This is a genomic window from Paraeggerthella sp. Marseille-Q4926, assembly GCF_916618935.1.
GTDB lineage: Bacteria > Actinomycetota > Coriobacteriia > Coriobacteriales > Eggerthellaceae > Paraeggerthella > Paraeggerthella hominis.
In genome coordinates, this window is record NZ_CAKAKF010000001.1 from 597,297 (window position 1) to 623,510 (window position 26,214).

Below are 26,214 nucleotides of genomic sequence, written 5' to 3' on the forward strand. Positions count from 1 at the left end.
ATGCGTCAAACGTTATGCGTCTTCGAGAAATAGTTTAGCGATACGTGTACACCTTGGTTCCAGTAGGGATGTTGTCGTAGATCCATTTTGCCTGATCGATTGGCAGTCGTATGCAACCATGAGAGCCCGGAACGCCCATAGTCCCTTCCATCCAGGTGAACGTGTTTTGATAGTACACTTCTGAATGAATAAGGTAATCGCCGTAGAACTGGGTCCACCAATAGCAAGTGAAGCCGCTGCCGAACGAATAGCCTTTTAGGCCGACGGTGTATTCTCCAAGAACCGTGGGAGTTGACGCCTTGCCAGGACTGCAGGGCCAAGACGATACTGAGGTCCAATTCCCCGCTGATCCCTTGAAAATGCCGAGCATGCAATTTGTCGTGTCAATCATGATTAGCCAAGGCGTGCTGCTATGGAATTGCTGGGCAAGATTCGTCATGCGCGCATCGGAGGAGACCCAAGCCCCGCTTGAGTCAAAGTAGTAGCTTACGTTTCCGATCGTTCGCCATCCAGTCGCCATCGCTCCGCTTGATTCGAGGTAATACCAGATATCTCCGAGCTTCAGCCAACCGGTTGCCATGGCGCCGGAATCGTGCAGGTAATACCAAGTGCCCCCCAGTTTCTGCCAACCCGTTTTCATTGCTCCGTCGGAGCCGAGTAGGAACCAGGTGCCATCGAGCTTCACCCAGCCGGTCTGCCGTACTCCTTGAGAATTCAGGTAGTACCAGGTATTGTCAAGCTTGAGCCACCCGGTTGCCATTTCGCCAGTGTCGGGATTCGCGTAGAAATAATGGCCTCCGATAACCTGCCAGCCAGAGAGGGGACTGCCGTCGGCGTTGACGAACGAGAACGCTCCCGACGAATTCTTGAGTTGCCGCCCTTCCAGGTAGCCTTGACTATTTGCGTATCGGCGTTCGTTCGCATCGATGCTTACCCAGCGATTCATGTACAATGCTCCATCGGCGTCAGAGAAGCATTGATTGTCTCCGACGCTGTACAGGCCTGTTTTTGCACGGTGCTGAGGACTTGCTGGATCAAAGTAATACCATTTGCCCGACAGGTATCCCCATCCTGTTGCAAGGGCGCCGTTGGCTTGGGCCCAGCACCAACCGCTTTTCGTGCTACCGAGCCAACGGTTCGCAGCCATGCGGCCGGACCCGTCGCAGTAGTACGCCGTTCCGCCGTCGTCCACGAACCCCGTGGCCATGGCCCCGGACGTGCGGTCGAGCCAGTACCAGGAGCCCCCGTCGCGGAGCCATCCGGTGCGCATGGCCCCCGAGGGGTTCAGGTAGTACCACGTCCCGCCCTGCTTGAGCCAGCGGTTCGCCAGCATGGCCCCCGAGCCGTCCGAGTAGTACCAGGCGGCGCCGTCCCGGTACCAGCCGGTCGCCATCGCTCCGGACTCGGGATCGAGCCAGTACCAGGAGCCCCCGTCGCGGAGCCATCCGGTTTTTGCGGCTCCGCTGGCTTCGAGCCAGTACCAAACTCCGCCGGAACGATGCCATCCGTTGCTCAGCATCCGTCCGCTAGGATCGGACAGGTAGGTGCGGTTGCCGTCCGAAAACGTCCCTGTTTTCATTTTTCCGGTTTCATCCAGGTAATACCAGCTGCCACCCGTTTTGACCCAGGAATTCTCGGTGGCATAGGGGCTTTTGTTGAACCAGTACCAAAAGCCTTCGTGGAGCACCCATCCAGACTGAGCGGTTTCCTTTCCGTCGAAGAAGGCGGTCAAGTGAGGGGAAGTGTCGCTCGCATGAAATGCCAGCCCCTTTTCCATGGGTTCTGAGGGGTCAGTGGGGGATTGAGCGGCTTGATCGTCGTCTTCGGCGTTGCCGTTCTTTTCATCATCTAAAGGATCATCTTTTTGGGAGGCGTTTTCGCCGCTGACTATGTTTGGCAGTGGCTGTTCGGAAATGCTTACTGGCTTGTCTATCTGCTTTTTACTATTCGAATCGTTTTCTTCAATTCGTTCGACGGTGTCATTCTGAAGTGAATCTTGTGTCGTGATAGCGGAGCGGTTTTCGGTATTTGCGTACGAGGGCTCGGCGAAAGAGATTATTGAAAGCAGAACCGCAGTGCCAAAAAGAACGACCAGCATACGAAAAATACCTGTTCGCATGAACTGCACTTCGGGTGGTGAAGAGGCGATTGCTCGTTTCATAATGACCTCCTTGCTTTGGCGCCAATGCAACTACTTATTTCATTAGAATTAGTTTAGCAGGTTTGAGCGCTGCGCATGGTTGCATGGGCAGCGCGTTGCGTAAGATCGGTGAGAGATATAAGTCCGTTATGCAAGCTGTTCGGCGAATATGCGTAATGCAATGCCATGGAACCGCTTTTGCTCGATTGACTCTTGCTCGGTCAACTGGAGATCGGTATTGACTCGATATGCATGGCTGGATGCGTGATGTATGCGAAGTTCGGCAACGTCCAGTCGAAATATCATTCCGAGGCTATCTTCTTGTCGGGTGTTGTCGATGGGTCTGGTTTGCAGCAAAGGGATATCGGTTGGGTGATTTGTCGTACTCGAGAGGGGCGTGCGACGCGGCTTTTATTCAGCTGACCAAGATGTACCGTCTCCGAAATCAAGATATTTAGGTAGATGCGTGTGCCTGTCTTCTACAGATGGAAGTTGCTCCCAATTTCCATAAGTGGCTTCCAGGAACTTTTTCCACAGTGCGGGCGCAGGGAACTCGTGTTTCTCGAAGGGGAGCATGGTTGCGGGGAGCAGGTCGCTTCTTCTGAATCCGGGAACATTAGGCCATGGAAGAGAGAGGTACAGAGACGACGAATCTCCTTCCCCAAAAAGGATGGATCGTTCGAAGTTCTTTCGAATCGAGTTCGGGTTGCAGAGTTTCGATACAATGAGATGAGCGGTTTTGCACATGCCCCTCTCTGCTGCACCTAGCAATCCCTTGTGCGGTACAACGATTTTTCCAGTGTAATATAGGTAAAGAATCGATTGCCATATTCGGGCGTTACGAATTTGTTTTTTTCTGAGGTCAAGAGTGTTTTCGAGCCGGTCGTAGGGGAAAACATCAACGAAAATTCCCTGGTTGCATCCCGCTTCTATAGTTTCTTCGGTGTAGTATTTTGTCCCGTCTTTATAAACCTTGGCAAACATGGCGGCATAACCGGGGGTGTTGGACCCATCGTGGAAAGAAAAGCCTGCTGGAAGCCTGGTTTTTGCAAGGGATACGAAACGATCGTAGTCTTCGCGGATCATGCCGACGTCGATGTCGTCGTCCCAAGGGATGAAGCCTTGGTGGCGCGCTGCCCCAAGTGCTGTACCGCCGTCGAGAAACCATGCGATATCGTGCTGAAGGCAAAAGTCTTTTAGCACGAGCAGGATTTCAAGCTCGATACCCTGAAGTTTTTTCAATGCTTCTGAGTTGTCCATACTTGTCTCCTACGTGGTTTCTTTAGAGCGTTTCATGAAGTGCTTCTGCATTGCGCTCTTGCGCAGTGGAGCAGGCAAGAGATGTTAAGCGCGCTGTTTCGTTCCAAGAGAATTTATCTATTACCAGCTTGTTGATGCTTTCTCCCATGGCGCGGCACCGAGCGCGATTTCGGTTGAGATCGCGTATTGCGTCGGCAATCGTTTTACCGTCTGCTGAAGGGAGTATTACGCCGAATGCATCGCTTGGTACAAGCTCCTGCACGCCTCCTACATTGGTGACAAGGGGCGCCGCCTTGCAGGCTGCTGCTTCTAATAGAGAGGTTGAGAATCCTTCCGAGCGCGAGGGTAGGCAGAATATATCGGACTCTTTAAGCAGAGCCGATATATCCCGTGCTTCCAGACGTCCAAGGAAGGTTACGTTTGAGAGTGGTTCTTTCGTTAGGGTTTCTTTAAGAGGGCCTTCTCCTGCAACGAAGAAATGAATCAAAGGTTCGTCAACTAGCATGCGTGCTGCTTCTGCGAGTGCGGGTATGCCCTTTTCCGGGATCAACCTTCCGGTAAAGGCTACGGCAAATGCATTGTTCGACAAATTGGCCTCACGTCGGAATGATCGATGCGAGGCGCTTTCCGCAAAAGCTAGCGCATCAATGGAATTGTTGAGCACGCCGCATGCTTCGATGCCAAAATGCCGGAGCCATTCAATACCCGCTTGGGAAACGGCGTAGTAGTCGGCAGAATGGCGCTTTACCAACTCGGTGACAGCGTGTTCAACGATGGCAACAAAGGGATCGACTATCTTGTTACCCATGGTTAGGTGAGCGGATCCATGATCTACGATGATTGGTCGGATGCCCTTAAGCTCAGCTAACTTTACTCCTTCGAGACTGTGACGGTAGAAGCGAGTGTTGATGGTTATGTAGTCGATGCTTTGCTCGAGGAGATAGTTCGCGAGCTTTCGATAGGTGCTGTTATGACGCGTGATTGGATATCTCCCATTGAGGAACTTGTAGCAGGGCAGGCGAACTATTTCGATTTCTTGCTCAAGGAGCTCTGTATTGGGGAGATCGTGCACGTTCGAAGTAACGATGATCACGCGGTTCCCTTGTTCGGACAGTGCGCGAGCGAGATGCTGGGTGTATTTTTCTACCCCTCCGACGTGTGGAAGGTAGTGGGCGGAAAATATGCAGAAGGTTTTCTTCATGATCCGAATAGCTTCTTCGTATGTTGGCTTAGGATGCGTCAGTGTCGGAAGGGTTTCGCGGGCTTTCGTCTTTATTATTGAGTTCCTTTATTAACAATGCTTGCTCTTGCACGAGGTTCTTGATCATGCCTGCCTGTTTGCTTGCAATCGAACTGAGCGAAAGTGAAATGGCCAGCAGGAAAAACAACCCAATAAAGAAGATGAAATTGGAGGGCGTTTCGAAGCCTAGCAGGGCTGAGATTTGGTACAGAGGCAGCGGGAACAAAGCGCATAGTAAAATAGCAATCGTGAGCGCCATCCAGAGCAAAGAGTATTTGAGGAGTAGCTTTTCTCGTGCAACGAGGTGGATGACGTATGCAAAAAAGGCAATGCACAAGATGATTGCAACGACCTGAAGAACAAACACGAAACCCTCTCCCTTTATGATCGTGCACGCTTGTGCGAAAAGCTGACAATTGAGATAGCAAGTGAAACTTTGATCATGTAGTACAGGCTGGAAAGTCCTCTGATGGATGATTTCCCGCCTTGACGTTCGTGCATGATGACGGAGGCTTCGTCGACGGACAATCCTGACTTGATCGCGAGCATGATTGACTCAGGTTCCGGATAGTCGGTTGGATAGTTTTCGCAAAACAGCGTCAGGGCTTTTCTGCTTGAAGCCCGAAAGCCTGACGTAGGGTCGGTTATGCGCCTGCCGGAGAACAGCCTTATCCAAAAAGACAACCAAACAATGCCCAACCTTCTAAGGGCGGTCGATTGGAAGCCGTCAGTGTCGTTCACAAAGCGGGATCCGATAGCTAGGTCAGATCCCGCTTCGACGAGGCTGACGAGATGCGAAATGAAGGCGGCATCGTGCTGTCCGTCGCCGTCGAATTGAATATCTACGTCATAGCCATTACGCAGTGCGTATTTATGGCCTGCCTGGACGCAGCCGCCTATGCCGAGGTTTTGGGGGAGGTTCAGGATATTGAATCCATTTGCTTCGCATATGGATTTGGTTTCGTCCGTCGACCCGTCGTTGACGACGATATAGTCGTATCCTGCGGCAATTACATCGCCTACGACCGAGGCAATGCTCTCTTGCTCGTTGTACGCGGGGATGATTACCAGAGCTTTCAGGTGCTGCTTGTTCAAATGTGTATCTGAGGTATTCATGCTTTGAAGTATACCGTGTCGGAACGATAAGGGGTAGCAAAGTGGCGAAGCTGGCGAAAAACACGTTAAGTCCTTGAGGGTTTTCGACGAAGCCCGAAGGACGATCCGGTGTTTTTTGCCCTTCCCTTTTTGCTAAGCGATGTGAGCGTATTTGGATTATACGGACGCCTTATTGAATAAAGCGGTGACGTTGGCTATCATTCATGTAATGGAAGACATCTGCATATTTACCCCTACTTATAATCGGGCTTACATGCTGGAGGCTTTGTTCGAAAGCTTGAAAGCCCAGACCTCCCAGCGGTTTTACTGGCTCATTGTCGATGACGGGTCCACCGATGAGACGCGTTCTTTGGTGGAGCGGTTTTCTTCCGAATCTTCGTTTAGGGTGGTGTACGTCAAGCGGGAGAACGGCGGAAAGCAGCGGGCGCATAACACCGGGGTAGAGTGTTGCGAGAGCGAATTGTTCTTTTGTGTAGACTCCGACGATGTGCTTGTGCCGTGCGCAGTTGAAGTGATTCTGGATGCATGGGAGGTCTATCGAGCGAATACTTCGGTCGCTGGGCTTGTGGGACTATGTGGTCGTGATGAGAATACTCCGCTTGGCACGCGCATGCCACAAGGTGAACGGACTATCACTTTTTGGGATCTGTACTACAAGAAGGGGCATAGAGGGGATTCAGCACTCGTTTATCGTACCGAGATCCTGCGGCGCTACCCGTTTTTCGTTGCGGAAGGCGAGAAGTTCATGGCGGAGCCGTATGTATATCACCAGATAGATCTCGAATATACACTCGGAGTGGTTGATTCAGTGTTCATCGTTCGGGAGTATCTTGAAGATGGCTATACTCATAACGTTCGGGAAATCACGAAGCGGAATCCTATCGGATACCGGATTCTTAAGCGCATGTATATCGAATATTCAGATACCTTGTACCTAAAATTCTATAATTCCATCCTTTATTTGGTTGGATGTAAGCTAAGCGGCATGAAAAGCGGCGTAAAAAATGCTCCCAATCCCATCATTGCTGCATTCGCCTATCTGCCGGCGGTTTTGCTGTGCAAGACCGTGTATCGTTGAGCAAGGAGCAGTCTATGCGAGAGATTACTCTCGATGGGGCGAAATGGCTCAAATTCGAAATTACGATGGAAATCGATGCTCTCTGTCGAAAGCGTGATTCGGTATCTTGCCTTGATGCCGGGATGTTGTTTGGCGTCGTGTCGCGCAAGGAATCCAAGAGTGAACGCGAGTGGCTAACGTCGTATTGGGGTGAGCCTGCAACTCCCCTCTTTTTTAGGGTCGCCGATGAGAACATGGTCGTGCCTGGAAAACGCATTGGTTCGTGTTGTAGCTTCGATTCGCGGGCTTATGCTTTCTTTTTGGGCCGTAGGGCTAATTCGACCGTCGCTTTTGGGGATTGCACGGGGTCTTTCCCCTTAGCATGCAGATCTATTTCACTTTTGCCGCACTTATTAGAGAGGCGACGGATCGCATGAGCAGTGATTGGCGTGAAAGTCGGTCGATGGCCGAGAATGGGGTGGAGCCCCTGTCCATCAGGCAGAACATGCTGTGGAATTCCGGTGGGTCGATTACCTATCTGGCTTGCCAATGGCTCATTACCATTTTGGTGGTTCGCCTGTCAGACGGATACGAGGCTGCAGGTACCCTCTCTCTCGCGATGTCGGTGTACAATATATTTTCACCTCTTGCTATCTACCGCATGTACACTTACCAAGTATCCGATGTGAAGCGCGAGAATTCCGTCGGAGAGTATCTTGCCTTCCGTGCTATTACGTCTTCGGCAGCTTTGCTCGGATGCCTCGTCTATGCTGCATTGACCTGCCCGACGTCGAGCCTTCTTGCTGTTGTGCTGTATGCGGTATACAAGGTTGCGGGGCTTTTGATTGACGTGCTCCACGGTCTCGACCAAGTGAACAGACGTATGGATTACATCGGGAAGTCCCTTATCATCCAGGGCCTTTTCACTCTTGCGGCATTTTGCTCGGTGTTTGTAGCTACGTCGAGTCTCGAGCTTGCGCTTGTTTCGATGACGGTTGTCACAGTGCTGGTGGGCGTGCTGTATGATTACCCTCGCTCGAGTCGGTTCGAGTCGATGAAGGTTGGGATCTCGCGAGAAAAAGCCCTGCACCTGCTCAGGTATTGCTTTCCTATTGTGATAGCTGCCGTGGCTTGTGCGGCTGTTCCTTCGATTCCGCGTCAGTTCTTGTCATTTTCGCAGGGCGAGGCAGCGCTGGGCATTTATGCTTCGGTTGCCGCCCCTGTTGCTATTATCCAGATGGGCGCGAGTTATATCTACAGTCCTTTGCTTAGCGTTTTCTCCGAACAGTACGCCGAAAAGAGGGCTAAGGATTTGACTGTCACATTTTGCAAGGTTGTGCTTGGCGTTGCGGCGATCGGAGTTGTCTGTGCCGTCGGTTTCGAGTTTTTGGGCCCCTGGCTTCTGACGCTTATCTTCGGTCAGAGCATCGAGCCGTACACGTACTTGCTGATCCCTATCATCATGAGCGCTATTGTCTCGGCTTACGTATGGTTTTTTAACGATTTGCTCGTCGCTCTTCGGTGTTTTAAGGGGAGCTTTGTCGGAAATACTCTATCTGCGGTCGTCGCGCTGCCGGTCACGTTTTTTTTCGTGAACGCATTTGGCATGAATGGCGTGAGCTTTACCATGATTGTGTCCTATGGAATAGGTGCCGTGGTCATGGCGTTGTATTTGATTGCGTTGGTGAGGCGTGGCTTGAGGGAAGGGTCTTTCTAGCGGGTAGTTTCAAACTTACGACAGTGCTCGATTCTTGCTTACCTTATTGGAGGATATGCAGGTTAGTTAGTGGTTTGTTAAAAGTTTGTTTGGTGGCGGTAGCTAACGTTTAGTATGAGAGAATGGCACTTTGCTGGAGCTGGTAGCAATTCCTTTTTTTGGCGGAGATGCTCTTGGTTGAAAGGGCGTGCCGGGAGTACGCAGGGTTTTCTAGAGGCGAGGATGATGGCTAAAGTGCTGATGCGTTTTGTTCAGATGCATAAGACCGATATGCTGCTTGGTGGAGTTATCGTTGCGTTGGCGGTTCATGCCTTGTACTGCTTTTCTTTCAGCGACTCTCGTATTGCCCTTGCGTTTGCGATTGTCTCAGCTGGGTTGGTTTGTGTCGTATATTCGGCTTCTCAGATTCTACGTTCCAAAGGTAAGCTCAAGGTTGAAACGCTTTTTCTGCTGAGCATAATATGCTGCGGGTTGTTGTACTCGCTTGTATTTGCGCCTGGCACGGTTCCCGATGAGAGTTATCATTTTCAGGCTTCGTACAAAATGGCAGACCAGCTTCTGTTTTTGGGCCCTACTTCGGATAATCTTCCGATGAGGGCAGATGACGCCCAGCTCCTTCGGGCCATGGATGAGTCTCAAACGGTGGGGTATGAGAAGTACGACATGATGGCACGTAACTTTGTCCTGTTTGCTGGACAGGTTGATTATGTCTCCTTCACCCCCAGGTCGGTTTTTGACTGGGGTGCGAATCCTCCTTACATCAAGTTGCCGTCAGCTTTGGGGATCGTGTTAGCTAGCTTGCTTAATCTTGGAAGCTATCCGTTGTTTTATCTGGGTCGCTTTTTCAATATGATGATGTTTGCTTTATTGGCATACTGTGCAGTTCGTATCACGCCTGTTGGAAAAAACACGATGATGGTTGTGGGCTTGCTGCCGATGACGCTGCATGTAGTGTCATCATATTCATACGATGCTGGCATCATAGGGCTGGCATTTTTGCTTACGGCGTTGTGCTTCAGGGCTTTGTACGGCGAAGGTCAGATGAAGCGCCATGATAAAGTGGGCCTTGTCATCGTGGCCGCCCTTTTGGCTCCTTGTAAGGTTGTGTACACGGTTATCGCTTTACTGGTATTGTTTATCCCTAATAAGCGCTTTGCTTCGAGGCGCTCTGCATTGCTGTACAAGTCGATCGTGATAGCCTGCTCACTTGTCGCGGTTTTGGGTACGCGGATGGCTACGCTTCTTCAGATGGCTGATGTGGGATCTTCCGTTTCGGCCGGGCTGGATGTTCGAGGGGAAGAGCAAGGGACATTCTATAGTCTCTCTGGCATGTTGTCCGATCCTCTCGATGCCGTTCTTCTTTATTTGAGAACTTTTGATGCCATGGGCCCTTTTTATTTGGACACTCTGGTAGGTGGCTCTCTAGGGTGGTTTCAGCCCGAAATCCACGCTCCGTTGTTCATTACTCTGCCACTATTTTTTGCGCTACTCGTTTCCGCCCAAAGGAGCGAAGATGATCGTGCGTTGGTTCCGGGGGTCCATCGCGTCGTTTTCGCGGTCCTCGCTATAGCCGGTTGGCTGGCTGTGATGTTGTCGATGACGGTTGGATGGACGTTTGTAAGCGAGAGGGTTATTCAAGGTGTTCAGGGTCGATACTTCCTTCCCCTGCTCCCGATGGCTCTCGTTGCGGCTAGAAGCCGGCACGTGTCAATAGATGTCCCGACTGGCTTTCTTTTTGTGTATGGTTTGCTCGCGCTGAACATCGCTTACATGGCTCGAGTGTTCTCTATCGCTGTCGGGGTTTGATGGCTTTTGCTTCTCGGATATCGATGGCGACGTTGAAAGGTGATTGTCGGTGGGAAAAATCGAAAAAGTAAAAACCCTTGCCAGGCTTTCCGTGAAGCAGCCAAAGAGCGTTGTCAAGGCTCTGGGGTATTTGGGCAAATATGGTTTTGTGGGACTTCGGGAGCGTTTGTACCAGGAAGTTGTTCTTGAGGACGAGTCAATTCCGCTTGTTTTTGGCGAGCCGGGTAGCGCGGGCGGCGGTATCAAGTTCTCTGTTCTTATGCCTACTTACAATGTTGACGTACGCTGGCTCTCGAAAGCTGTGAAATCGGTAGAACAGCAGGTGTACGGCAATTGGGAGCTTTGCATTGTCGACGATTGCTCTACTGACGATTCCGTGATGTCTTACCTTCGTTCGGTTGAAAGCGACAGAGTGAAGGTAATGCGGCTCGATCGCAATGGTGGTATATCGAATGCTACGAATGCTGCAGCACGAATGGCTGACGGCGATTACATGGTGCTGCTCGATAATGATGATCTTCTTGCTCCGAACGCTTTGCTGGAGTTCTATCTTCGCCTATCGACTACGCAGGCGGATGTTGTCTATAGCGACAATGATGTCGTGGACGAGAATGGCACGAGGCTCGCCGTGCTGCACAAGCCTGACTGGTCGCCTGATCTGTTGTTGTCGCAGATGTATGTTGGGCATTTGCTTGGGTTTAAGCGATCTTTGTTCGAGGAGGTCGGAGGGTTTCGCCCGGAATTCGACGGAAGCCAGGATTACGACCTGCTCCTACGTCTTGTCGAGCGCTCGAGTCGGATAGAGCATATTTCCGAGATCCTTTATTCGTGGCGGGCATTGCCTACGTCTACCGCTGCTAACCCAGATTCGAAACCGTATGCGCAGACGGCAGGCCTTCATGCTGTTCAGAGTCATTTGGATAGGACGTTGGGGGAGGGTAAAGCCTGTGCATGCGAAACCGATTCGCTATATGTGTACGACGTGCGTTACGAATTGCGCGACAAGCCAAAAGTCTCCATTATTATCCCTACGAAGGATCATGTCGATGATCTGAGGGCTGCGATCGAGAGTGTTTTCGATAAAACAGAGTATCCTTCGTATGAAATACTGATTCTCGACAATAATTCGGAATTATCGGAGACAAAGGCATACCTTCGTTCGCTCGAACAGGAATTCGGCAACGTTTCGGTCATTGATGCTTCGTATCGATTCAATTGGTCGAAGTTGAACAATCAGGGGATTGAAGAAGCGAGCGGAGATGTTTTTGTCTGTTTGAACAACGATGTGGTAATTAGATCTGCGGACTGGCTCGACCGGTTGGTCGAGAATTGCATCCGCGAAGACATCGGGGTAGTCGGGGGTCTTTTGCTTTATCCTGATGAAACCATTCAACATGCGGGTGTTGTTGTGGGAATGGGCGGCTGGGCTGATCATGTGTACAAGGGTGCAGCTCCCGTTCATTGCGGTAATCCGTTCATTTCGCCCATGGTAGCACGCAATGTTTCGGCTGTGACAGGTGCTTGCATGGCGTTTTCAAGGGATACCTGGGAGCGCATCGGGGGCTTCAATGAAGACTTTGTCGTTTGCGGAAGCGACGTGGAGTTGTGTCTTCGTGCGGAGCGCAATGGTCTTCGAAACCTGTACCTTCCCGGCGTGGTTCTGACTCATTACGAGTCGAAAACTCGTGACCCGAAGGATATTCCGGAAGTCGATTTCAGCTTATCGAAAGCTATGTATCGTAGATATGTTGCTGCGGGCGATCCGTATTACAATTCAAACTTGGACTACGGCTCGTGCATTCCGAAGGTGGTGTCGCGTAGGGAGAAACTGCGTCGTGCGGCGCTCGATTGTTATTCGACGGACATCCTCGAAACGCGTGCTATGAACTTTAGAAGAGTGTCGAGTGATCGTCCTCGTATAAACCTGCTCGTCCCCTCGATTAATGCAGAGGACGTGTATGGCGGTATTGCGACGGCGCTCAGTTTCTTTGATCGTCTGGTGGCAGAAACGGGGGTGGACGCTCGCATCCTTGTGATTGACAGCGAACCGCGCATGGAGTCGCTTTCTCGTTTTCCTGGGTACGAGTTCGTTTCAATGGATGAGGAAAGCGATGCGCGATTACAGATTGTGCCCATAGGAAGAAGAAATGGCAAAACAGTGCCCGCTTCTCCTAAGGACTGGTTCGTGTGTACTTCTTGGTGGTCTGCATATTGCTATCAGGATGAATGTGAGCGACTCAAGAAGCAGGATGGGTGTTTTCTTGAGAATCCGATGATATATCTTATCCAAGATTACGAACCTGGATTCTACGCCTGGTCGTCGCGTTACTTGCTTGCCGAATCGACGTATAGGAGCCCTGTTCCCACTGTCGCGGTTTTTAACTCACGGGAGTTGAAGGGCCATTTCGATTCTCTTGGATATGAGTTTAAGCACTCGTTTGTTTTTGATCCGTTCTTGAATGGATCGCTTCTTGAGCGATTGGACCAGCTTGGCGGAAAAGTAGGGAAGCGTCGTCAGATCATGGTGTACGGACGTCCCGGAACTGACAGAAATGCTTTCGAGCTTGTCGTAGAATCCCTCCGTCGTTGGATCGATCTCCAAGAGGACCATGGTTTGTGGGAGATTGTTTCCGCCGGGGAACAGCATGCCCCGGTTTATTTGGGGCATGGTCGCTACCTGACTTCGGTTGGAAAGCTGACCATCGAGGAATATGCTCAGCTGTTGGCTGAATCATACGCGGGCATTTCTCTTATGGTGTCGCCGCACCCGAGCTATCCGCCGCTCGAGATGGCGGCATTTGGTGTGCGTGTGATTACGAATGAGTATTCCGGGAAAGATCTGTCGGACTTTGGTGAGAGCGTGGTTTCTTTGGCTCGTTCCACTCCTGGTGAAATAGCTGCTTCGCTGCAGGAGGTGTGTAGCTCGTTCGAACGCGAAGTGCCCTGTGGTCGTGTTCGTCCGGGGTACCTGACAAATCGCGATCTTTTTCCGTTCGTTCAAGAGATTAAGAAGCTTATAGACGAGAGCTAAGGGGCTTGTCGGGCTCGCGTGGATGTCTGGATTAAGCAGCGGTTCGGTATAGGTTGGCTTGTGGGCAAATCGGTGGAAAAAATAGGCGACGCTTGCTGAAGCGGTATACTAAATGTGTTTTCGATTGAAAGAGGTTTGGTCATGAAAGGCATCATACTCGCAGGCGGGTCGGGCACGCGCCTGTACCCGCTGACCACGGTAACGAGCAAGCAGCTCTTGCCCGTGTACGACAAGCCGATGATCTACTACCCGCTGTCGGTGCTCATGATGGCGGGCATCCGCGAGATCCTGATCATCTCGACGCCCCAGGACCTGCCCAACTTCGAGCGCCTGCTCAAGGACGGGTCGGACTACGGCGTGAGCCTGTCCTACGCAGAGCAGCCCTCGCCCGACGGCCTGGCGCAGGCGTTCGTCATCGGCGAGGAGTTCGTCGGCGGCGACAGCTGCGCGCTCGTCCTGGGCGACAACATCTTCTACGGCAACGGCCTGGGCCGCCATCTGCGCGCCGCGGTCGAGCGCGCCGAGACCACGGGCGGCGCCACCGTGTTCGGTTACCACGTGGACGACCCCGAGCGCTTCGGCGTGGTGGAGTTCGACGAGGGCTTCAACGCCGTCTCCATCGAGGAGAAGCCCGAGAACCCCAAGTCGAACTACGCGGTGACGGGCCTGTACTTCTACGACTCCCGCGTGTGCGAGCTGGCCAAGAAGGTCGAGCCGAGCGAGCGCGGCGAGCTGGAGATCACCACGCTCAACCAGATGTACCTCGCCGACGGCTCCCTCAGCGTGGTCACGCTCGGGCGCGGCTACGCGTGGCTGGACACGGGGACCATGGAGAGCCTGTTCGAGGCTTCCGAGTTCGTGCGTGCCGTCGAGCGCTCCCAGGGCCTGTCGGTGTCGGTGGTGGAGGAGATCGCCTACCAGAACGGCTGGATCGACCGGGAGCGGCTTCTGGACGCCGCCGCGAAGTACGGCAAGTCCGTCTACGGCCAGCATCTGAGGAAGGTCGCCGAGGGGAAGATCGTCCCGCACAAGGAGGCGATGTAGGCATGAGGATTCTCGTGACCGGAGGCAGCGGCCAGCTAGGCAACGAGATAAGGCGCTGCCTGGAGACTATGGGCGCCGAGATCGGCCCGATCCCGGAGGCGTACGCGGGAGCGAGCGCGGAGTACGTCGACTACGACGCCCTCGACGTATCGGACGGGGCCGCCGTGGCCGCCTGGTTCTCCGAGCGCGGGCCTTACGACCTGGTTGTCAACTGCGCGGCCGTCACGAACGTGGACGGCTGCGAGAAGAACGAGGCGGGCGCCTACCGCGTGAACGCCCATGGGGCGGAGCACCTTGCGCGCGCGTGCGAAGCCTGCGGGGCGAAACTCGTGCACGTGTCGACGGACTACGTGTTCCCCGGCGACGACCCCGAGCCGCGCGAGGAAGGCGATCCGGTGGGACCCATCAGCGCTTACGGGCGCACGAAGTGGGCGGGGGAGGTTCTGGCGACCGACGCCTGCAGCCGCGCGTTCGTGGTCCGCACCGCCTGGCTCTACGGATACGTCGGCGGCAACTTCGCGAAGACCATGATGCGCCTGGCGCGCGAGCGCGGCAGGATCAGCGTCGTGGCCGACCAGCTCGGGAACCCGACTTCCGCCAACGACCTGGCCTACGAGATCCTGCGCATCGCCCAGACCGAGGACTACGGCACGTATCACTGCACGAACGAGGGCACCTGCTCATGGTTCGATTTCGCGTGTGCGGTGGTGGACGGCGCCGGCATTCCGTGCGAGAAGGAGGGGCTGACGTCTTCCGAGTACAAGGAGCGCTTCCCCCAGAGCGCGGATCGTCCTGCGTACTCGAGCTTGCGCAACAAGCGCCTGGAGGACACGATCGGAAACGATATGCGCCCGTGGCGCGAGGCGCTCGCGACTTATCTGGAACGATTGCTTCGGATAGGGGGATGACTTTCCTTTGTCGTCTCCTAACTCACTGATCTTGTTTTTCGAGACGTTCGTTCTGTGCTAGCTTATTAAAAAGAGCGGTGAGAGTTTTCTTGGCTTGTGAAAAACGGGTTGTTTGAACCGTGATTACGCGATAGTTGGTTTCGCGCATGCTTTGTTGCTCGGCGGCCGAAGGGAGCTTTCCAGCTCGAAAATCCTCAATTGCCAGATAAGCCATCCCGTCGTCTTTGAAGTCTCCAATATCCGGGTTTTTTGCAATAGGGATAACTCCATATGAGAGGTATTCGATTAGCTTCGTTGGACAGGCTACCTTGTTCACAGTGGAGCTGTCTCGGAGTATGAACCCGAAATCGCTTGTAAGGTATTCTTCGCGAAGGGCTTCGGGGCTTTTTGTGCCGACTGTTAGCATTGCGGGTTCAGAATGATCGCTCCATCGGGTGCTTAGCTCGGAAGTGTCGGGAAGAAAGAGTCTGTATTGGCATAGATTAGGCTGAGACTCTATCGCATCAATCATTTCATCGAATAGTTGCCACGCTTGCGTACCTCCTGCATATATGACGGTAGGAGGTACGCAAGCGGTTTTCTCGATTGGCGCTACGGGAGAGTTGTCCATGTCGAAAATCGGCATAACTAAGCATTCAGCGCCACTGCTTTCCTCGGGATGTTTCTCTTGGATATGCCTCACCATGCTGTTTGTAACTGCTACCATAACCGAAGCACGCGATACGGCTAGTTTTTCGACTCTTTCCAATGCTCGAGCCCGTTCCTCATCTCCGAAGAGTGCAAGCTCTTCTTCGGGGACTGCTCCATGGAGGTCCAAGACAACCTCGCCGTTGTAATCATTGATCAAATCGGCATCAAAGCAATGAATGCTGTGACAGTAGATGAATCGCGCTCTTTGGGCTATCGATTCGAATAGGTTTTTCACTTGATGAGCTTGCTCATATTCGATAAGGATATGGTTTTGATCAACTATTCTTGCTGATGCCCAGTGAGTCTGCGGATTTGGGTAAAAGTGTATTCGTAAGGCTTTGCCAGGAAAAAGGGAGTCGATGTTTTTGATGCGTCGGTAATAACCATCCGTGACATTCCCGCTGTTGAACATAGGGGCGAAAACGCAGATGATAGGTCGCCCTGTAAAATGATCGGTACTCAGTAGCAGTGAAAGATATGATCTTAGGGCCTCTTCGGTTGCTTCGCAAGCCGTTGCTTCCATACGGGTGGACATGAGGCGTATGTTTCCGCATCGGGTCATTGCTTCTATGAGCTTGTCATTGCGTTCGGCTTCTTGGATGCTCCGCTGATTTAGATGTAGGCCAAAAGCTTTCTTGCGCGAGCTCGCTCGTTCTTGATTGACCGTATTCTCGATAATGTCTGCATTGGCGATGATGTCTTGCAGGAAGTAGTTCCCTCTAGGCATTCATTCCTCCTGATGTTGCGCTCAGAATATGCTTCACGATGCGTTCTGCTGCATGTCCATCCCCGTAAGGGCAGGCGGCGGCAGCCATTGCCTGATAGAGCTTTTTGTCGTCGAGTAGTTTTTTCATCTCGATCTCTATGGTGGTCGTTTCCGTTCCGACGAGGATGGCGGCTCCGGTTTCAATGATCTCTTCGCGTTCGGTTTCTCGTCTTAGGACTAGAACGGGTTTGTCCAGGAAAGGAGCTTCCTCCTGAAGGCCTCCCGAATCCGTCATTACAAAACTGCACAGTGCCATCAGGTTATGCATGTCGATTACATCAACAGGGTTCACCAGGATAACATTGGGAAGGTCTCCTAGGATTTCACGAACCGTATTTTGCACCGAGGGATTTAAGTGAACTGGATAGACGACTTGAGCATCGGGGCGCTGAGCGCAGACGTTGCGTATTGCGCTACATATATTTCTGAGCGGCTCCCCTAGGTTTTCACGGCGATGGGCTGTCAAGAGTATCGTTGGGCGAGAGAAATCTACTCGATTAAGCTCCGCGCAGTTGAATTTGTAGTCGTTTCGCATAGTGTACGCGAACGCGTCAAGAGCTGTGTTTCCCGTAACCCATACTCGGTCGACTATGCCCTCTTTGTATAGCGCATCCTTGTTTTTTTGGGTGGGTGCAAAATGAAAGGTAGCAAGAGCCGATATTAGTTTCCTGTTCATTTCTTCAGGAAAAGGAGAGTATCGGTTGTGCGTACGCAACCCAGCCTCCACATGTCCTATGGGAATTTGCTGATAGAAGGCCCCGAGGGCTGCAGACATGCTGGTAGTGGTATCTCCATGAACCAAGACAAGATCGGGGCGCACTGTTTCGAGCGTGTCGGTAATGCCCGAAAGCACCCCTGTAGTAATGGAGCTGAGGGTTTGCTCGCTTTTCATGACGGCTAGATCGAAGTCGGGTTCGAGGTGAAACGCTTCGAGTACCTGGTCCAGCATTTCTCGGTGTTGACCCGTCACGCAAAGCACGCTGTCGATCAATGGCTCGCTCTCAAGTTTCTTGACTAAAGGAGCCATTTTTATGGCTTCGGGTCGCGTGCCGAAGATCGATAGTACGCGCATGAGGTGTCCTTTCTGCAGGTTGCGTTGCAGTGCGTTGGTCAGCTCTGGATGTTTAGGAGCCGATCAGGATTCTGAACGCTTCCAAGCGTGGTAGAGTAGCTCTCGATCAGTGGATCCCAGAACCGATTCCCCACCAAAAAACGAAATGCCGCTAATAGTCTTGCGGTTGCGCTCCATGAACATCATGCAGGAAGAGACACTTTCGAGGTTTGTGGGGTCTTCCAAAAGCATTGCCGCACTCGTCTTTCCTGCGTATCCGATTATCGAGAGCAGCTCTGGCCATTGACTGAGGGTTTGGGAGCCGACGCATACTTCTACAGGTGCACAGGCGTTGCGCTTCTTGGACTCGTCCAGGACCGCTTGGGCGATGGACAGGACCGTCTCCTCGTTGTTTTCGTCGGCAAGCGTTTTGACGGTGATTCCCTGCTCGGACAAGCTGGCGTAAAGAGGATGGCTTGCGATCGATCCAACGGCAAAGATGGAGTGAATACCCTCTTCTACGAGCATTCGAGAAAGATCGCTTGCTCGATCTTTCTCCTCTCCCGTAAGCACAAAGAAGGGTGCTCGAATTCCGTACGAAAGCGGCGCGGCGCAAAATGCTTTCGCGTTATCTTCGAAAGCAGCAATCAGGGCAGTGTCCCCCCATAGGCTGCTTTGGGCTCCAAGTTGCAGAAGCTCTATCGACAGGTTCAGCGATCCGGGGCGCTTGGGAAGATAGATGACTTTAGGTTTCCACGGCAAAGACGAGACCTGCTCCAGTACGTTTTCCGAATTGCGATCCTTATCGAGAAGCAATATCGTGGTTGGTCTCTTGCTGGAGAGATATTGCTCTATGATCTCCGGAAGATGGTCAGACCTAACGGGTAGCACGGGCGCGTTCTTCGCCCCGGCGAACCCGCAAGCCGCGATGGCGTTTACATGGGTTGCATCGCAGACGAGCGTCACCATGTCGACGGACTCTTCGCCCCAGCCCCGAACAGCGGCCCTGACTGCGGTTCCATAAAGGCTGTCTCCGTCGATTGATGCAAGATCTTTCTGCTGGAGTGCTTTGCCGGCTGTGCTGCTCAGCGCTTCGAACACGCGCCGCTCGGCTTCGGGGCTTCCGGTGCGCCCGCCTAGGCCACCGTAGACGCGGCAGACGGTGGCGGCGTCGCCTATCATGCGGGTATGGCCCTTTTCAATCCATATCGCCTTGTTGCACATACGCTCGATCTGCGCATTGCTGTGCGACACGATGAGAACGGTCACGCCGTGACGCTCGATCAGCTCATTGATGCGATCCTCGCACTTTTTCTGGAACATGAAGTCGCCTACAGAAAGGACTTCGTCTACGACCAGAATCTCCGGCACGATAACGGTGGCGATGGCAAATGCGATGCGTGCAACCATGCCGGATGAATAATTCTTGAGCGGCATATCCAAGAACTTTTCGATTTCGGCGAATTCGACAATCTCGTCGAAGTGGTCGTCGATGAACTTCTTTGAGTAGCCCAAAAGCGCTCCGTTGAGGTAAATGTTTTCTCGTGCAGAAAGCTCCGTGTCGAAGCCTGCTCCCAGCTCGATCAACGGGGCGATGTTGCCATTGATCTCGCATGAGCCTTTGGTGGGCTCTAGAACGCCTGCAATGATTTTGAGGAGCGTCGATTTGCCCGATCCGTTCGTGCCTATGATGCCGAACACATCGCCCTTCTTCACTTCGAACGATATATCGTCGAGCGCTGTGAACCCTTCGAAGAACAATTCACGGCGGGCGATCTTGATAGCATATTCCTTCAAGCTATTCAGCTGTTCGGATGCCATGTTAAAGATCATCGACACGTGATCAACCTTGATCATGGTTTGGCGATTGTCGTCTGCCTGAATGCTTTCAGAGTCGCCGATCGACAGGGCAGAGGTGTTAACGTTTTCGGGCATGGTGCACCTTCGTCTCTAAACGTACAGGATGAACTTCTTTTGCTGCTTGCGGAATACGAGGACTCCCAGCAAAAGAGCGATTGCTCCGCAGCCGAAGCAAATGAGGTTGTCCATAAGACCCGGCGTGACGCCCCACATAGCTATATCGCGGAAATAGCTAACGTAGTAGTACATGGGGTTGAGCTGCATGACGGGAACCATCCACTCGGGAAGGATGTCGATGGAGTAGAACAGCGGCGTGGCGTAGGTCCATGCCGTCAGAATGACACTCCATAGATGCATAATGTCTCGGAAGAACACCGAAAGAGCGGCAAGCAGAAGACCGAGTCCCAAGCTGAACATGAACAAGTAGGTGAGGAGCACGGGCAGGAGTAGAATGTTGAACGTGGGCACCACGCGGAAAAACACCATGACGATGGCTACGGCAACAAGCGATATGGCAAAGTTCAGAAGCGCAAACACGACCTTCTCAAGCGGGAAGAGCATTTTGTTGATGCGAATCTTCTTGATAAGGGGCGCAGAATCGATGATTGATCCCATGGCTCCCGAAGTGGCGTCTGACATGAAGGTGAACAACGTCATGCCGAGAATCAGATATACGGGGAAAGGTTCGACTCCTCCGCGAAACACGACGGAGAAGACTGCCGCCAGTACGATCATCATAAGCAAGGGATTGAGCACTGACCAGGCAACGCCCAGCACGCTGCGGCGGTATTTGAGTTTGAAGTCTTTCGAAACGAGGGACTTCAGTATGAACATGTTGCGCTGCAGCGAATCTTTGGAAAAACTCATTCGGGTTCGAGCCCTCTCTTCTTCACTTCAGAATTGCGTCCAATTAATCGCAATCCCTGAATGATATCACGCGGCAGGGAGGTCTCCGGCGTTTTCATTACTTTCGCGCAACGCATCGGAGCCCGCATCGGAGGCACCAAAGGCCGCGTGGCCTTGATTTGCCTCATCGCGTTAGGCAGCCGGCGTCCGGCGAGCACCCTGCATAAAAGCACTTTGCATGGAAACGGTGACGCTGGCGGGCTGTGCGCTTATAATCTTATGCATTTGAGGCAATTGCACGTACAGTCGTATATAAGGATGGCTATGAAAACCTATCTCGTGACCGGCGGAGCCGGCTTCATCGGCAGCAACTTCGTCCATTGGGTGGTGGAGAACCGGCCCGAGGCGCGCGTGATCGTCCTGGACGCGCTCACCTACGCCGGCAACCGCGAGAACCTCGCGGGCATCCCCGCTGACCGCATGGAGTTCGTCCACGGCGACGTCTGCGACGCCGAGCTGGTGGACGGCCTGTTCGCGCGCGCCGACGCGTGCGTGCACTTCGCGGCCGAGAGCCACAACGACAACTCCATCGCCGACCCGGCCCCCTTCGTCCGCACGAACGTGCAGGGCACCTACACGCTCTTGGAGGCCGCGCGCAAGCACGACGTGCGCTTCCATCACATCTCGACCGACGAGGTGTACGGCGACCTCGCCCTTGACGACCCGGCGCGCTTCACGGAGGACACTCCGTACCGCCCCAGCTCCCCGTACAGCTCCACCAAGGCGTCGTCGGACATGCTCGTGCGGGCGTGGCACCGCACCTACGGCGTGCGCGCCACCATATCCAACTGCTCCAACAACTACGGGCCCTACCAGCACGTCGAGAAGTTCATCCCGCGGCAGATCACGAACGTCATCTGCGGCGTCAAGCCCAAGCTCTACGGCGACGGCCTGAACGTGCGTGACTGGATACACACCGAGGACCACTCGAGCGCGGTGTGGACCATCCTCGAGAAGGGCCGCATGGGCGAGACCTACCTGATCGGCGCCGACGGCGAGAGGAACAACATCGACGTGCTGCGCGCCATCCTGGAGGGCATGGGCCGCCCCGCCGACGAGTTCGACTGGGTGCGCGACCGCCCCGGCCACGACCGCCGCTACGCCATCGACTCCTCGAAGCTGCGCCGCGAGCTGGGCTGGGAGCCCAAGCACACGGACTTCGCCGAGGGCCTGGCCGACACCGTCCGGTGGTATCGCGACAACGAGGCCTGGTGGCGCCCCGCCAAGGAGGCCACCGAGGCGAAGTACGCGAAGCTTGGGCAGTAGGGGGACGGCATGGCAGCAGGGAATATCGTGGAATCCGGCAACTTCGCCTTTGCCGACACGTCCATCGAAGGCGTGAAGGTCGTCGACGTCAAGTCGTACGGCGACGCTCGCGGCTACTTCATGGAGACGTACAAGCGCCCCGATTTCGTGGCGGGCGGCATCGACGTGGAATTCGTGCAGGACAATCAGTCCTCGTCGACCAAGGGCGTGCTCCGGGGCCTTCATTTCCAGATCGAGCATCCGCAGTCGAAGCTTGTGCGCGTGGTGTCCGGCGAGGTGTTCGACGTCGCGGTCGACCTGCGCCCGGGCAGCCCCACCTGGGGCAAGTGGGAGGGCGTGGCCCTGTCGGCCGAGAACCGGCGCCAGTTCTTCATCCCCCGCGGCTTCGCGCACGGGTTCCTGGTGCTGAGCGAGACGGCGGAGTTCTGCTACAAGTGCGACGATATCTACCGTCCGGGAGACGAGGGCGGCCTTATGTGGGACGATCCGGAGGTTGGGATCGACTGGCCGGCGCTCCGGGGTGACGAGGTCTTCGATCCGTCCAAAGTGGTGCTGAGCGACAAAGACAAGGTGAATGCCGCCTTGAAGGATTTGCGCGGATAGCCGCGGAAAGGTTCTTGCATGGTTAAGGTAGTGCGCGCTTGTCGCGGTGACGGCGTGGCTTACATCGAGGTCGCGGGGGCTACTGCTCGCGACCTCGTTCTTGTAAGCACAGCCGAGGGACGAATGCTTCCTGCATCGGTGGTTTCCCTCGGTAAGAAAACGTGTGCGATTGTGTTCCCGCTTGTTCTGTCGTCATTCTACGTCGTTGAATCGGGTGATCGCTCCTGGTCTTTCAAGATGGGCGCTACCGAATTGAAGCTGCGTTCGAAGCTGGCGTACGCATTGCGGCGAACCGAAGCTTTGCGATTGAGGGACTGCGATCTTGAAGAGTTCGCACGGTGCTTGAATGTGCGTTTTATTCAAGTGGTCGAGGATGGGTCGGAAGCTGTGGTGCGTGCTCGTGTTGATGTGCCGGACTCGGTTTCTAAAGATGCGCGGATATGCATAAACGTTCTAGATGCGGTTGGTGCTGAGACGGACCTGAGGCATATCGTCATGGAGGATTGCAAGGACGCGGTGGACGAGCGCAACCGTGCAGTCCGCCGAATTACGGTTGCTTTGAGACTGCCGATTGGCGATCATAAGGTGTGTCTGACCGCCGCGGTCGAAGACGGTTCGAGCCAGCCAGGCGGGTGCGCTCTTCTCGACGATACGTACGCCGCTTTGCGCGGCGGGTTTTTGGACGCTTCAATGGATGCGATGCATGATCCCTCGTACCATGCGTGGTGGGAGGACCATCGTGCAAGCGAAGACGACCTCCGTGCACAGGCGCGCCGTTCTTTCGATCGTCCTCCGCTGTTCAGCATCGTCGTGCCCCTGTTCCGTACGCCGATTGCCTTTTTCGACGCCATGTATGATTCGGTGCGGGGCCAAAGCTACGGGAATTGGGAGCTTATTCTGGTGAATGCGTCTCCGGATGACTCATCGCTAGCTCGCAGAATTTCCTCGATCGAAGACGAGCGAGTTGTTGTGCTCGAGGTGGAGAACGGCGGGATTGCTCAAAATACGAACGTTGGCATGGAAGCCGCTCGAGGAGATTTCATCTGCTTCCTCGACCACGACGATGCTCTTTCTCCGGATGCTTTGTACGAGTATGCGAACATTGTCGATCTTTTTCCGGATACGGATCTTCTGTATTGCGACGAAGATCGCTTCGATGCGCAGGGTCGGCACTCGGCGCCGTTTTTCAAGCCAGATTTCTCTCCGGAGCTCTTGAGGGCGCACAATTACATCACGCATTTTCTGTGCGTAAGCAGCAAGTGCGTTTCTTGCATTGGTCTTATGGATGGCCTGTTCGACGGCGCGCAAGATTACGATTTCACCTTGCGTGCCGTCGAGCGCGCGCGAAGAGTCGCGCATGTTCCCCGAGTGCTTTACCATTGGCGCATGCACGAGGCGTCGACCAGCATGAATCCGGAAAGCAAGACATATGCGAAGGATGCCGGCTTGCGCGCCGTGGAGGCTCACTGTGACCGCATAGGGTTCAAAGCTTCAGTGGAGCGCACGGACATGCCTTTTGCGTATCGCGTTGTTCATGCTCCGCGGGATTGGGGAAGGGTCGATATCGTCATTCCCACCAAGGATCATGCGCACTTGCTTCGGGCGTGCGTTGAGTCCATCTTGAAGGTGTGCACGTACGCGAACTATCGTATTATCGTTGTTGAAAACAATAGCGAGGAGCCGGAAACGTTCGAATGCTATCAGAACCTTCAGGCTCTTGATGATCGGGTGAGCGTAGTGACCTGGTCGGGGGAGTTCAACTACTCGAAGATCGTTAACTTCGGAGCTGCCCAAGGGAATAGCCCTTACATTCTGTTTTTGAATAACGACACCAAGGTGATAACTCCAGATTTCCTTGAAACTATGCTGGGGTACTTCGAGGACGAAGGCGTGGGCGTGGTGGGCGCAAAACTTCTGTATGCTGATGGAACCGTTCAGCATGCGGGCGTGGGCGTGGGTCTGTTGGGTGCAGCTGCGCATCTGTTCACGTCTCTTCCCCCTGATGCGGGTGGCTATTTCGATCGGGCAAGGCTTCCTCAAAACTTGTCCGCTGTGACTGGTGCTTGTCAACTCGTGAGGCGCGATGTGTATGGGCGTGTTGGGGGATACACCGAGGACTTCACGGTTGGGTACAATGATGTCGACTTTTGCCTGAAGACGATTCGTGCGGGTTATCGTGTGGTTTGCACGCCTTATGCGCGTATGAACCATTACGAGTTCTCATCTCGGGGGCGTGATATGCGCGGCGAACGCATGAAGAGGGTCCAAAAGGAAACCGATCTTTTGCGCTCCCGATGGTCTGAGTTCTTCGAGGGTTCGGATCCGTACCTGAATCCGAACCTGTCGAAAGATAGCTGCTACTTCGCTTTGAGAAAGGACTGACCGTGGATGTTGAAGCGGCCCGCTTGGCGGAGGACGTAGACGTTTCTCTTGCGATCGCCCGCAGAACTGTTCAAGTCTTGCGTGATGACTTGTCGCGCGAGGAGGACGAGCTGGAGGCCGTTGACCGCGAATTTCGCGAATCGTTATCGTATCGGATTGGGAGCATGCTGTGCCCGAATTTTCGTTCGTAATACCGGTTTACAACGGGATGCCTTATCTGGAGTCGTGCCTTGGCAGCCTGCTTGATCAGACGTTCGATGATATTGAGGTAATCTGCGTTGACGATTGCAGCACCGATGGCTCGCTCGAGGCTTTGGAGGCTTTTTCTCAAAGAGATTCGCGGGTTCGTGTTTTGAGGCAGCCTGAGAATCGTGGAAGCGCGCGGGCGAGAAGACGGGGTGTTCTTGCATCGTGCGGTGAGTACGTGCTTTTCTCCGACCAAGACGATTCGTATGGCCGTGAGGCTTGTGAGGTTGTGCGACAATTGCTGGCCGAACGGCCTGTCGATATTTTGCAGTACGGGACGCTTGTCGTTAACGAAGGTGGAGTTGAGCAGGGGGAGATCGCTGGACTTGAAAGCTGGTTGGAGCCGTATGAGGGGATCTTGCTCGGTCGCTCCATCCTGGACGAGTGCTTCGTGAATTTGACCTTCGGGTATTCTATTTGGAACAAAGCCTACAGGGGGGAACTTGCTCGTCGGGCGTTCTCGTCCATGGAGGATGTTTCGGTACCCTTGGGGGAGGATAACTACGAATCGTTCGTATTGTTCTACTTTGCGGAAACCTATCGAGGTGTATCCCGTCCGCTGTATCGATACCATTACGGACGGGGCTACACTGGGCACGTACGACAAACCGCCGATTCGTTTCGCCGTACGTGCGGCCTTTCGGTTGCCGCTGATCTCATGAAGTCGTTTCTTATTTCTGAGGGCAGTTTCGACGAGTACGAGGAGACGTATGGGGCTGCGCGTCGGCACATGCTTCGCTATACGTTTGATCGGTGGGCCGTCGAGGTTCCCGATAGCGACAAGATCGAGGCTTTGCGCTACCTCTTGGAGTCGTGGCCGTATGTGGAAGTGCTCGAGCACGTGGCTGAAGATAGGCCTCGAGATCTCGTAGGGTTGCTCAATGCGCGCTTTGGCTCTTGCGATGCGGAGGTCCTTTCTGCTGCGAATGGACAGGAATTGTTCGATTTAATGCTTGAACTGGGTGAGTTGTCGCGTGCGTGCAAGGAAAAGGATGATCGCATTGCCGCCAGACGCCAAGATTTTGAAGGCTCTCGTGCGTATCGTGTTGGCCGCATGTTGACTTCGCCTTTGCGCCGTATAAGGGGAGAGTAAAGGGTTCGAGCTTGTTCTTCACGCGCTGAGCC

The 26,214-nt window shown here is 53.8% G+C and carries 20 protein-coding genes; 11 read left to right on the forward strand and 9 right to left on the reverse strand.

All coding sequences use genetic code 11. The features are described 5' to 3' along the window. Window positions 1-34: 34 nt before the first annotated feature. The 5 genes from LG373_RS02460 to LG373_RS02480 all read right to left on the reverse strand — a co-directional run bounded on the left by LG373_RS02460 (window position 35) and on the right by LG373_RS02480 (window position 5,756). Entirely contained in the window at window positions 35-2,161 is a 2,127-nt protein-coding gene (locus LG373_RS02460; protein WP_225748874.1) for a L,D-transpeptidase family protein, read from the reverse strand. Between the two features lie 390 nt (window positions 2,162-2,551). Beyond that, on the reverse strand, window positions 2,552-3,400 hold the full coding sequence (locus LG373_RS02465) for a phosphorylcholine transferase LicD (RefSeq protein ID WP_114567733.1): 849 nt from the start codon (window positions 3,398-3,400) through the stop codon (window positions 2,552-2,554). A 22-nt stretch (window positions 3,401-3,422) separates the two neighbouring features. Further along, complete coding sequence (locus LG373_RS02470) at window positions 3,423-4,601, reverse strand: glycosyltransferase family 4 protein (RefSeq protein ID WP_225748875.1); 1,179 nt, start codon at window positions 4,599-4,601, stop codon at window positions 3,423-3,425. A gap of 28 nt (window positions 4,602-4,629) precedes the next feature. After that, window positions 4,630-5,007 carry a DUF2304 domain-containing protein gene (locus LG373_RS02475; RefSeq protein WP_114567735.1) on the reverse strand — a complete coding sequence of 126 codons (378 nt, stop codon included), beginning with the start codon at window positions 5,005-5,007 and terminating at the stop codon, window positions 4,630-4,632. Between the two features lie 14 nt (window positions 5,008-5,021). After that, window positions 5,022-5,756 carry a glycosyltransferase family 2 protein gene (locus LG373_RS02480; RefSeq protein ID WP_114567736.1) on the reverse strand — a complete coding sequence of 245 codons (735 nt, stop codon included), beginning with the start codon at window positions 5,754-5,756 and terminating at the stop codon, window positions 5,022-5,024. A gap of 172 nt (window positions 5,757-5,928) precedes the next feature. Between LG373_RS02480 and LG373_RS02485 the strand changes: the two genes are divergently transcribed. The 6 genes from LG373_RS02485 (at window position 5,929) to rfbD (ending at window position 15,319) form a co-directional block, all read left to right on the forward strand. Beyond that, window positions 5,929-6,834, forward strand: coding sequence for a glycosyltransferase family 2 protein (locus LG373_RS02485; RefSeq protein WP_225748876.1), 906 nt, complete (start codon window positions 5,929-5,931; stop codon window positions 6,832-6,834). 361 nt (window positions 6,835-7,195) lie between these two features. Then, window positions 7,196-8,530, forward strand: coding sequence for a lipopolysaccharide biosynthesis protein (locus LG373_RS02490; RefSeq protein WP_225748877.1), 1,335 nt, complete (start codon window positions 7,196-7,198; stop codon window positions 8,528-8,530). A 222-nt stretch (window positions 8,531-8,752) separates the two neighbouring features. Next, on the forward strand, window positions 8,753-10,336 hold the full coding sequence (locus LG373_RS02495; protein WP_225748878.1) for a DUF2142 domain-containing protein: 1,584 nt from the start codon (window positions 8,753-8,755) through the stop codon (window positions 10,334-10,336). A 49-nt stretch (window positions 10,337-10,385) separates the two neighbouring features. Then, window positions 10,386-13,367, forward strand: a complete 2,982-nt coding sequence (locus LG373_RS02500; protein ID WP_225748879.1) for a glycosyltransferase — start codon at window positions 10,386-10,388, stop codon at window positions 13,365-13,367. Between the two features lie 141 nt (window positions 13,368-13,508). After that, window positions 13,509-14,411, forward strand: a complete 903-nt coding sequence (rfbA, locus tag LG373_RS02505) for a glucose-1-phosphate thymidylyltransferase RfbA (protein ID WP_225748880.1) — start codon at window positions 13,509-13,511, stop codon at window positions 14,409-14,411. A 2-nt stretch (window positions 14,412-14,413) separates the two neighbouring features. Next, a complete protein-coding gene (rfbD, locus tag LG373_RS02510) occupies window positions 14,414-15,319 on the forward strand; it encodes a dTDP-4-dehydrorhamnose reductase (protein WP_225748881.1) in 906 nt (301 codons plus the stop codon). Between the two features lie 22 nt (window positions 15,320-15,341). Here rfbD and LG373_RS02515 read toward each other — a convergent pair whose 3' ends face one another. The 4 genes from LG373_RS02515 to LG373_RS02530 all read right to left on the reverse strand — a co-directional run bounded on the left by LG373_RS02515 (window position 15,342) and on the right by LG373_RS02530 (window position 20,553). Next, entirely contained in the window at window positions 15,342-16,736 is a 1,395-nt protein-coding gene (locus LG373_RS02515) for a hypothetical protein (protein WP_114567740.1), read from the reverse strand. Further along, entirely contained in the window at window positions 16,729-17,847 is a 1,119-nt protein-coding gene (wecB, locus tag LG373_RS02520) for a non-hydrolyzing UDP-N-acetylglucosamine 2-epimerase (protein WP_225748882.1), read from the reverse strand. The genes LG373_RS02515 and wecB overlap by 8 nt, the downstream gene beginning before the upstream one ends. A 63-nt stretch (window positions 17,848-17,910) precedes the next feature. After that, window positions 17,911-19,761, reverse strand: a complete 1,851-nt coding sequence (locus LG373_RS02525; protein WP_225748883.1) for an ABC transporter ATP-binding protein — start codon at window positions 19,759-19,761, stop codon at window positions 17,911-17,913. 15 nt (window positions 19,762-19,776) lie between these two features. Next, a complete protein-coding gene (locus tag LG373_RS02530; protein WP_114567743.1) occupies window positions 19,777-20,553 on the reverse strand; it encodes an ABC transporter permease in 777 nt (258 codons plus the stop codon). A 303-nt stretch (window positions 20,554-20,856) separates the two neighbouring features. On the opposite strand from LG373_RS02530, the gene rfbB reads away from it, so the two are divergent. The 5 genes from rfbB (at window position 20,857) to LG373_RS02555 (ending at window position 26,182) form a co-directional block, all read left to right on the forward strand. Further along, window positions 20,857-21,858, forward strand: coding sequence for a dTDP-glucose 4,6-dehydratase (rfbB, locus tag LG373_RS02535; RefSeq protein ID WP_225748884.1), 1,002 nt, complete (start codon window positions 20,857-20,859; stop codon window positions 21,856-21,858). Window positions 21,859-21,867: 9 nt separating this feature from the next. Next, on the forward strand, window positions 21,868-22,461 hold the full coding sequence (gene rfbC / locus LG373_RS02540) for a dTDP-4-dehydrorhamnose 3,5-epimerase (protein ID WP_225748885.1): 594 nt from the start codon (window positions 21,868-21,870) through the stop codon (window positions 22,459-22,461). Between the two features lie 495 nt (window positions 22,462-22,956). After that, window positions 22,957-24,843 (forward strand): glycosyltransferase family 2 protein, encoded by a 1,887-nt coding sequence (locus tag LG373_RS02545; protein ID WP_225748886.1) that lies wholly within the window; start codon window positions 22,957-22,959, stop codon window positions 24,841-24,843. Between the two features lie 2 nt (window positions 24,844-24,845). Then, entirely contained in the window at window positions 24,846-25,034 is a 189-nt protein-coding gene (locus LG373_RS02550; RefSeq protein WP_225748887.1) for a hypothetical protein, read from the forward strand. 17 nt (window positions 25,035-25,051) lie between these two features. Further along, window positions 25,052-26,182 (forward strand): glycosyltransferase family 2 protein, encoded by a 1,131-nt coding sequence (locus tag LG373_RS02555; RefSeq protein WP_255616272.1) that lies wholly within the window; start codon window positions 25,052-25,054, stop codon window positions 26,180-26,182. Window positions 26,183-26,214: the final 32 nt, after the last annotated feature.

Coding starts and splice junctions, on each gene's coding strand:
- LG373_RS02460 (WP_225748874.1), bottom strand. CDS start 2,161: ATGAAACGAGCAATCGCCTCTTCACCACCCGAAGTGCAGTTCATGCGA.
- LG373_RS02465 (WP_114567733.1), bottom strand. CDS start 3,400: ATGGACAACTCAGAAGCATTGAAAAAACTTCAGGGTATCGAGCTTGAA.
- LG373_RS02470 (WP_225748875.1), bottom strand. CDS start 4,601: ATGAAGAAAACCTTCTGCATATTTTCCGCCCACTACCTTCCACACGTC.
- LG373_RS02480 (WP_114567736.1), bottom strand. CDS start 5,756: ATGAATACCTCAGATACACATTTGAACAAGCAGCACCTGAAAGCTCTG.
- LG373_RS02490 (WP_225748877.1), top strand. CDS start 7,196: ATGCAGATCTATTTCACTTTTGCCGCACTTATTAGAGAGGCGACGGAT.
- LG373_RS02495 (WP_225748878.1), top strand. CDS start 8,753: ATGATGGCTAAAGTGCTGATGCGTTTTGTTCAGATGCATAAGACCGAT.
- rfbA (WP_225748880.1), top strand. CDS start 13,509: ATGAAAGGCATCATACTCGCAGGCGGGTCGGGCACGCGCCTGTACCCG.
- rfbD (WP_225748881.1), top strand. CDS start 14,414: ATGAGGATTCTCGTGACCGGAGGCAGCGGCCAGCTAGGCAACGAGATA.
- LG373_RS02515 (WP_114567740.1), bottom strand. CDS start 16,736: ATGCCTAGAGGGAACTACTTCCTGCAAGACATCATCGCCAATGCAGAC.
- wecB (WP_225748882.1), bottom strand. CDS start 17,847: ATGCGCGTACTATCGATCTTCGGCACGCGACCCGAAGCCATAAAAATG.
- LG373_RS02525 (WP_225748883.1), bottom strand. CDS start 19,761: ATGCCCGAAAACGTTAACACCTCTGCCCTGTCGATCGGCGACTCTGAA.
- LG373_RS02530 (WP_114567743.1), bottom strand. CDS start 20,553: ATGAGTTTTTCCAAAGATTCGCTGCAGCGCAACATGTTCATACTGAAG.
- rfbB (WP_225748884.1), top strand. CDS start 20,857: ATGAAAACCTATCTCGTGACCGGCGGAGCCGGCTTCATCGGCAGCAAC.
- rfbC (WP_225748885.1), top strand. CDS start 21,868: ATGGCAGCAGGGAATATCGTGGAATCCGGCAACTTCGCCTTTGCCGAC.
- LG373_RS02545 (WP_225748886.1), top strand. CDS start 22,957: ATGGAGGATTGCAAGGACGCGGTGGACGAGCGCAACCGTGCAGTCCGC.
- LG373_RS02555 (WP_255616272.1), top strand. CDS start 25,052: ATGCCTTATCTGGAGTCGTGCCTTGGCAGCCTGCTTGATCAGACGTTC.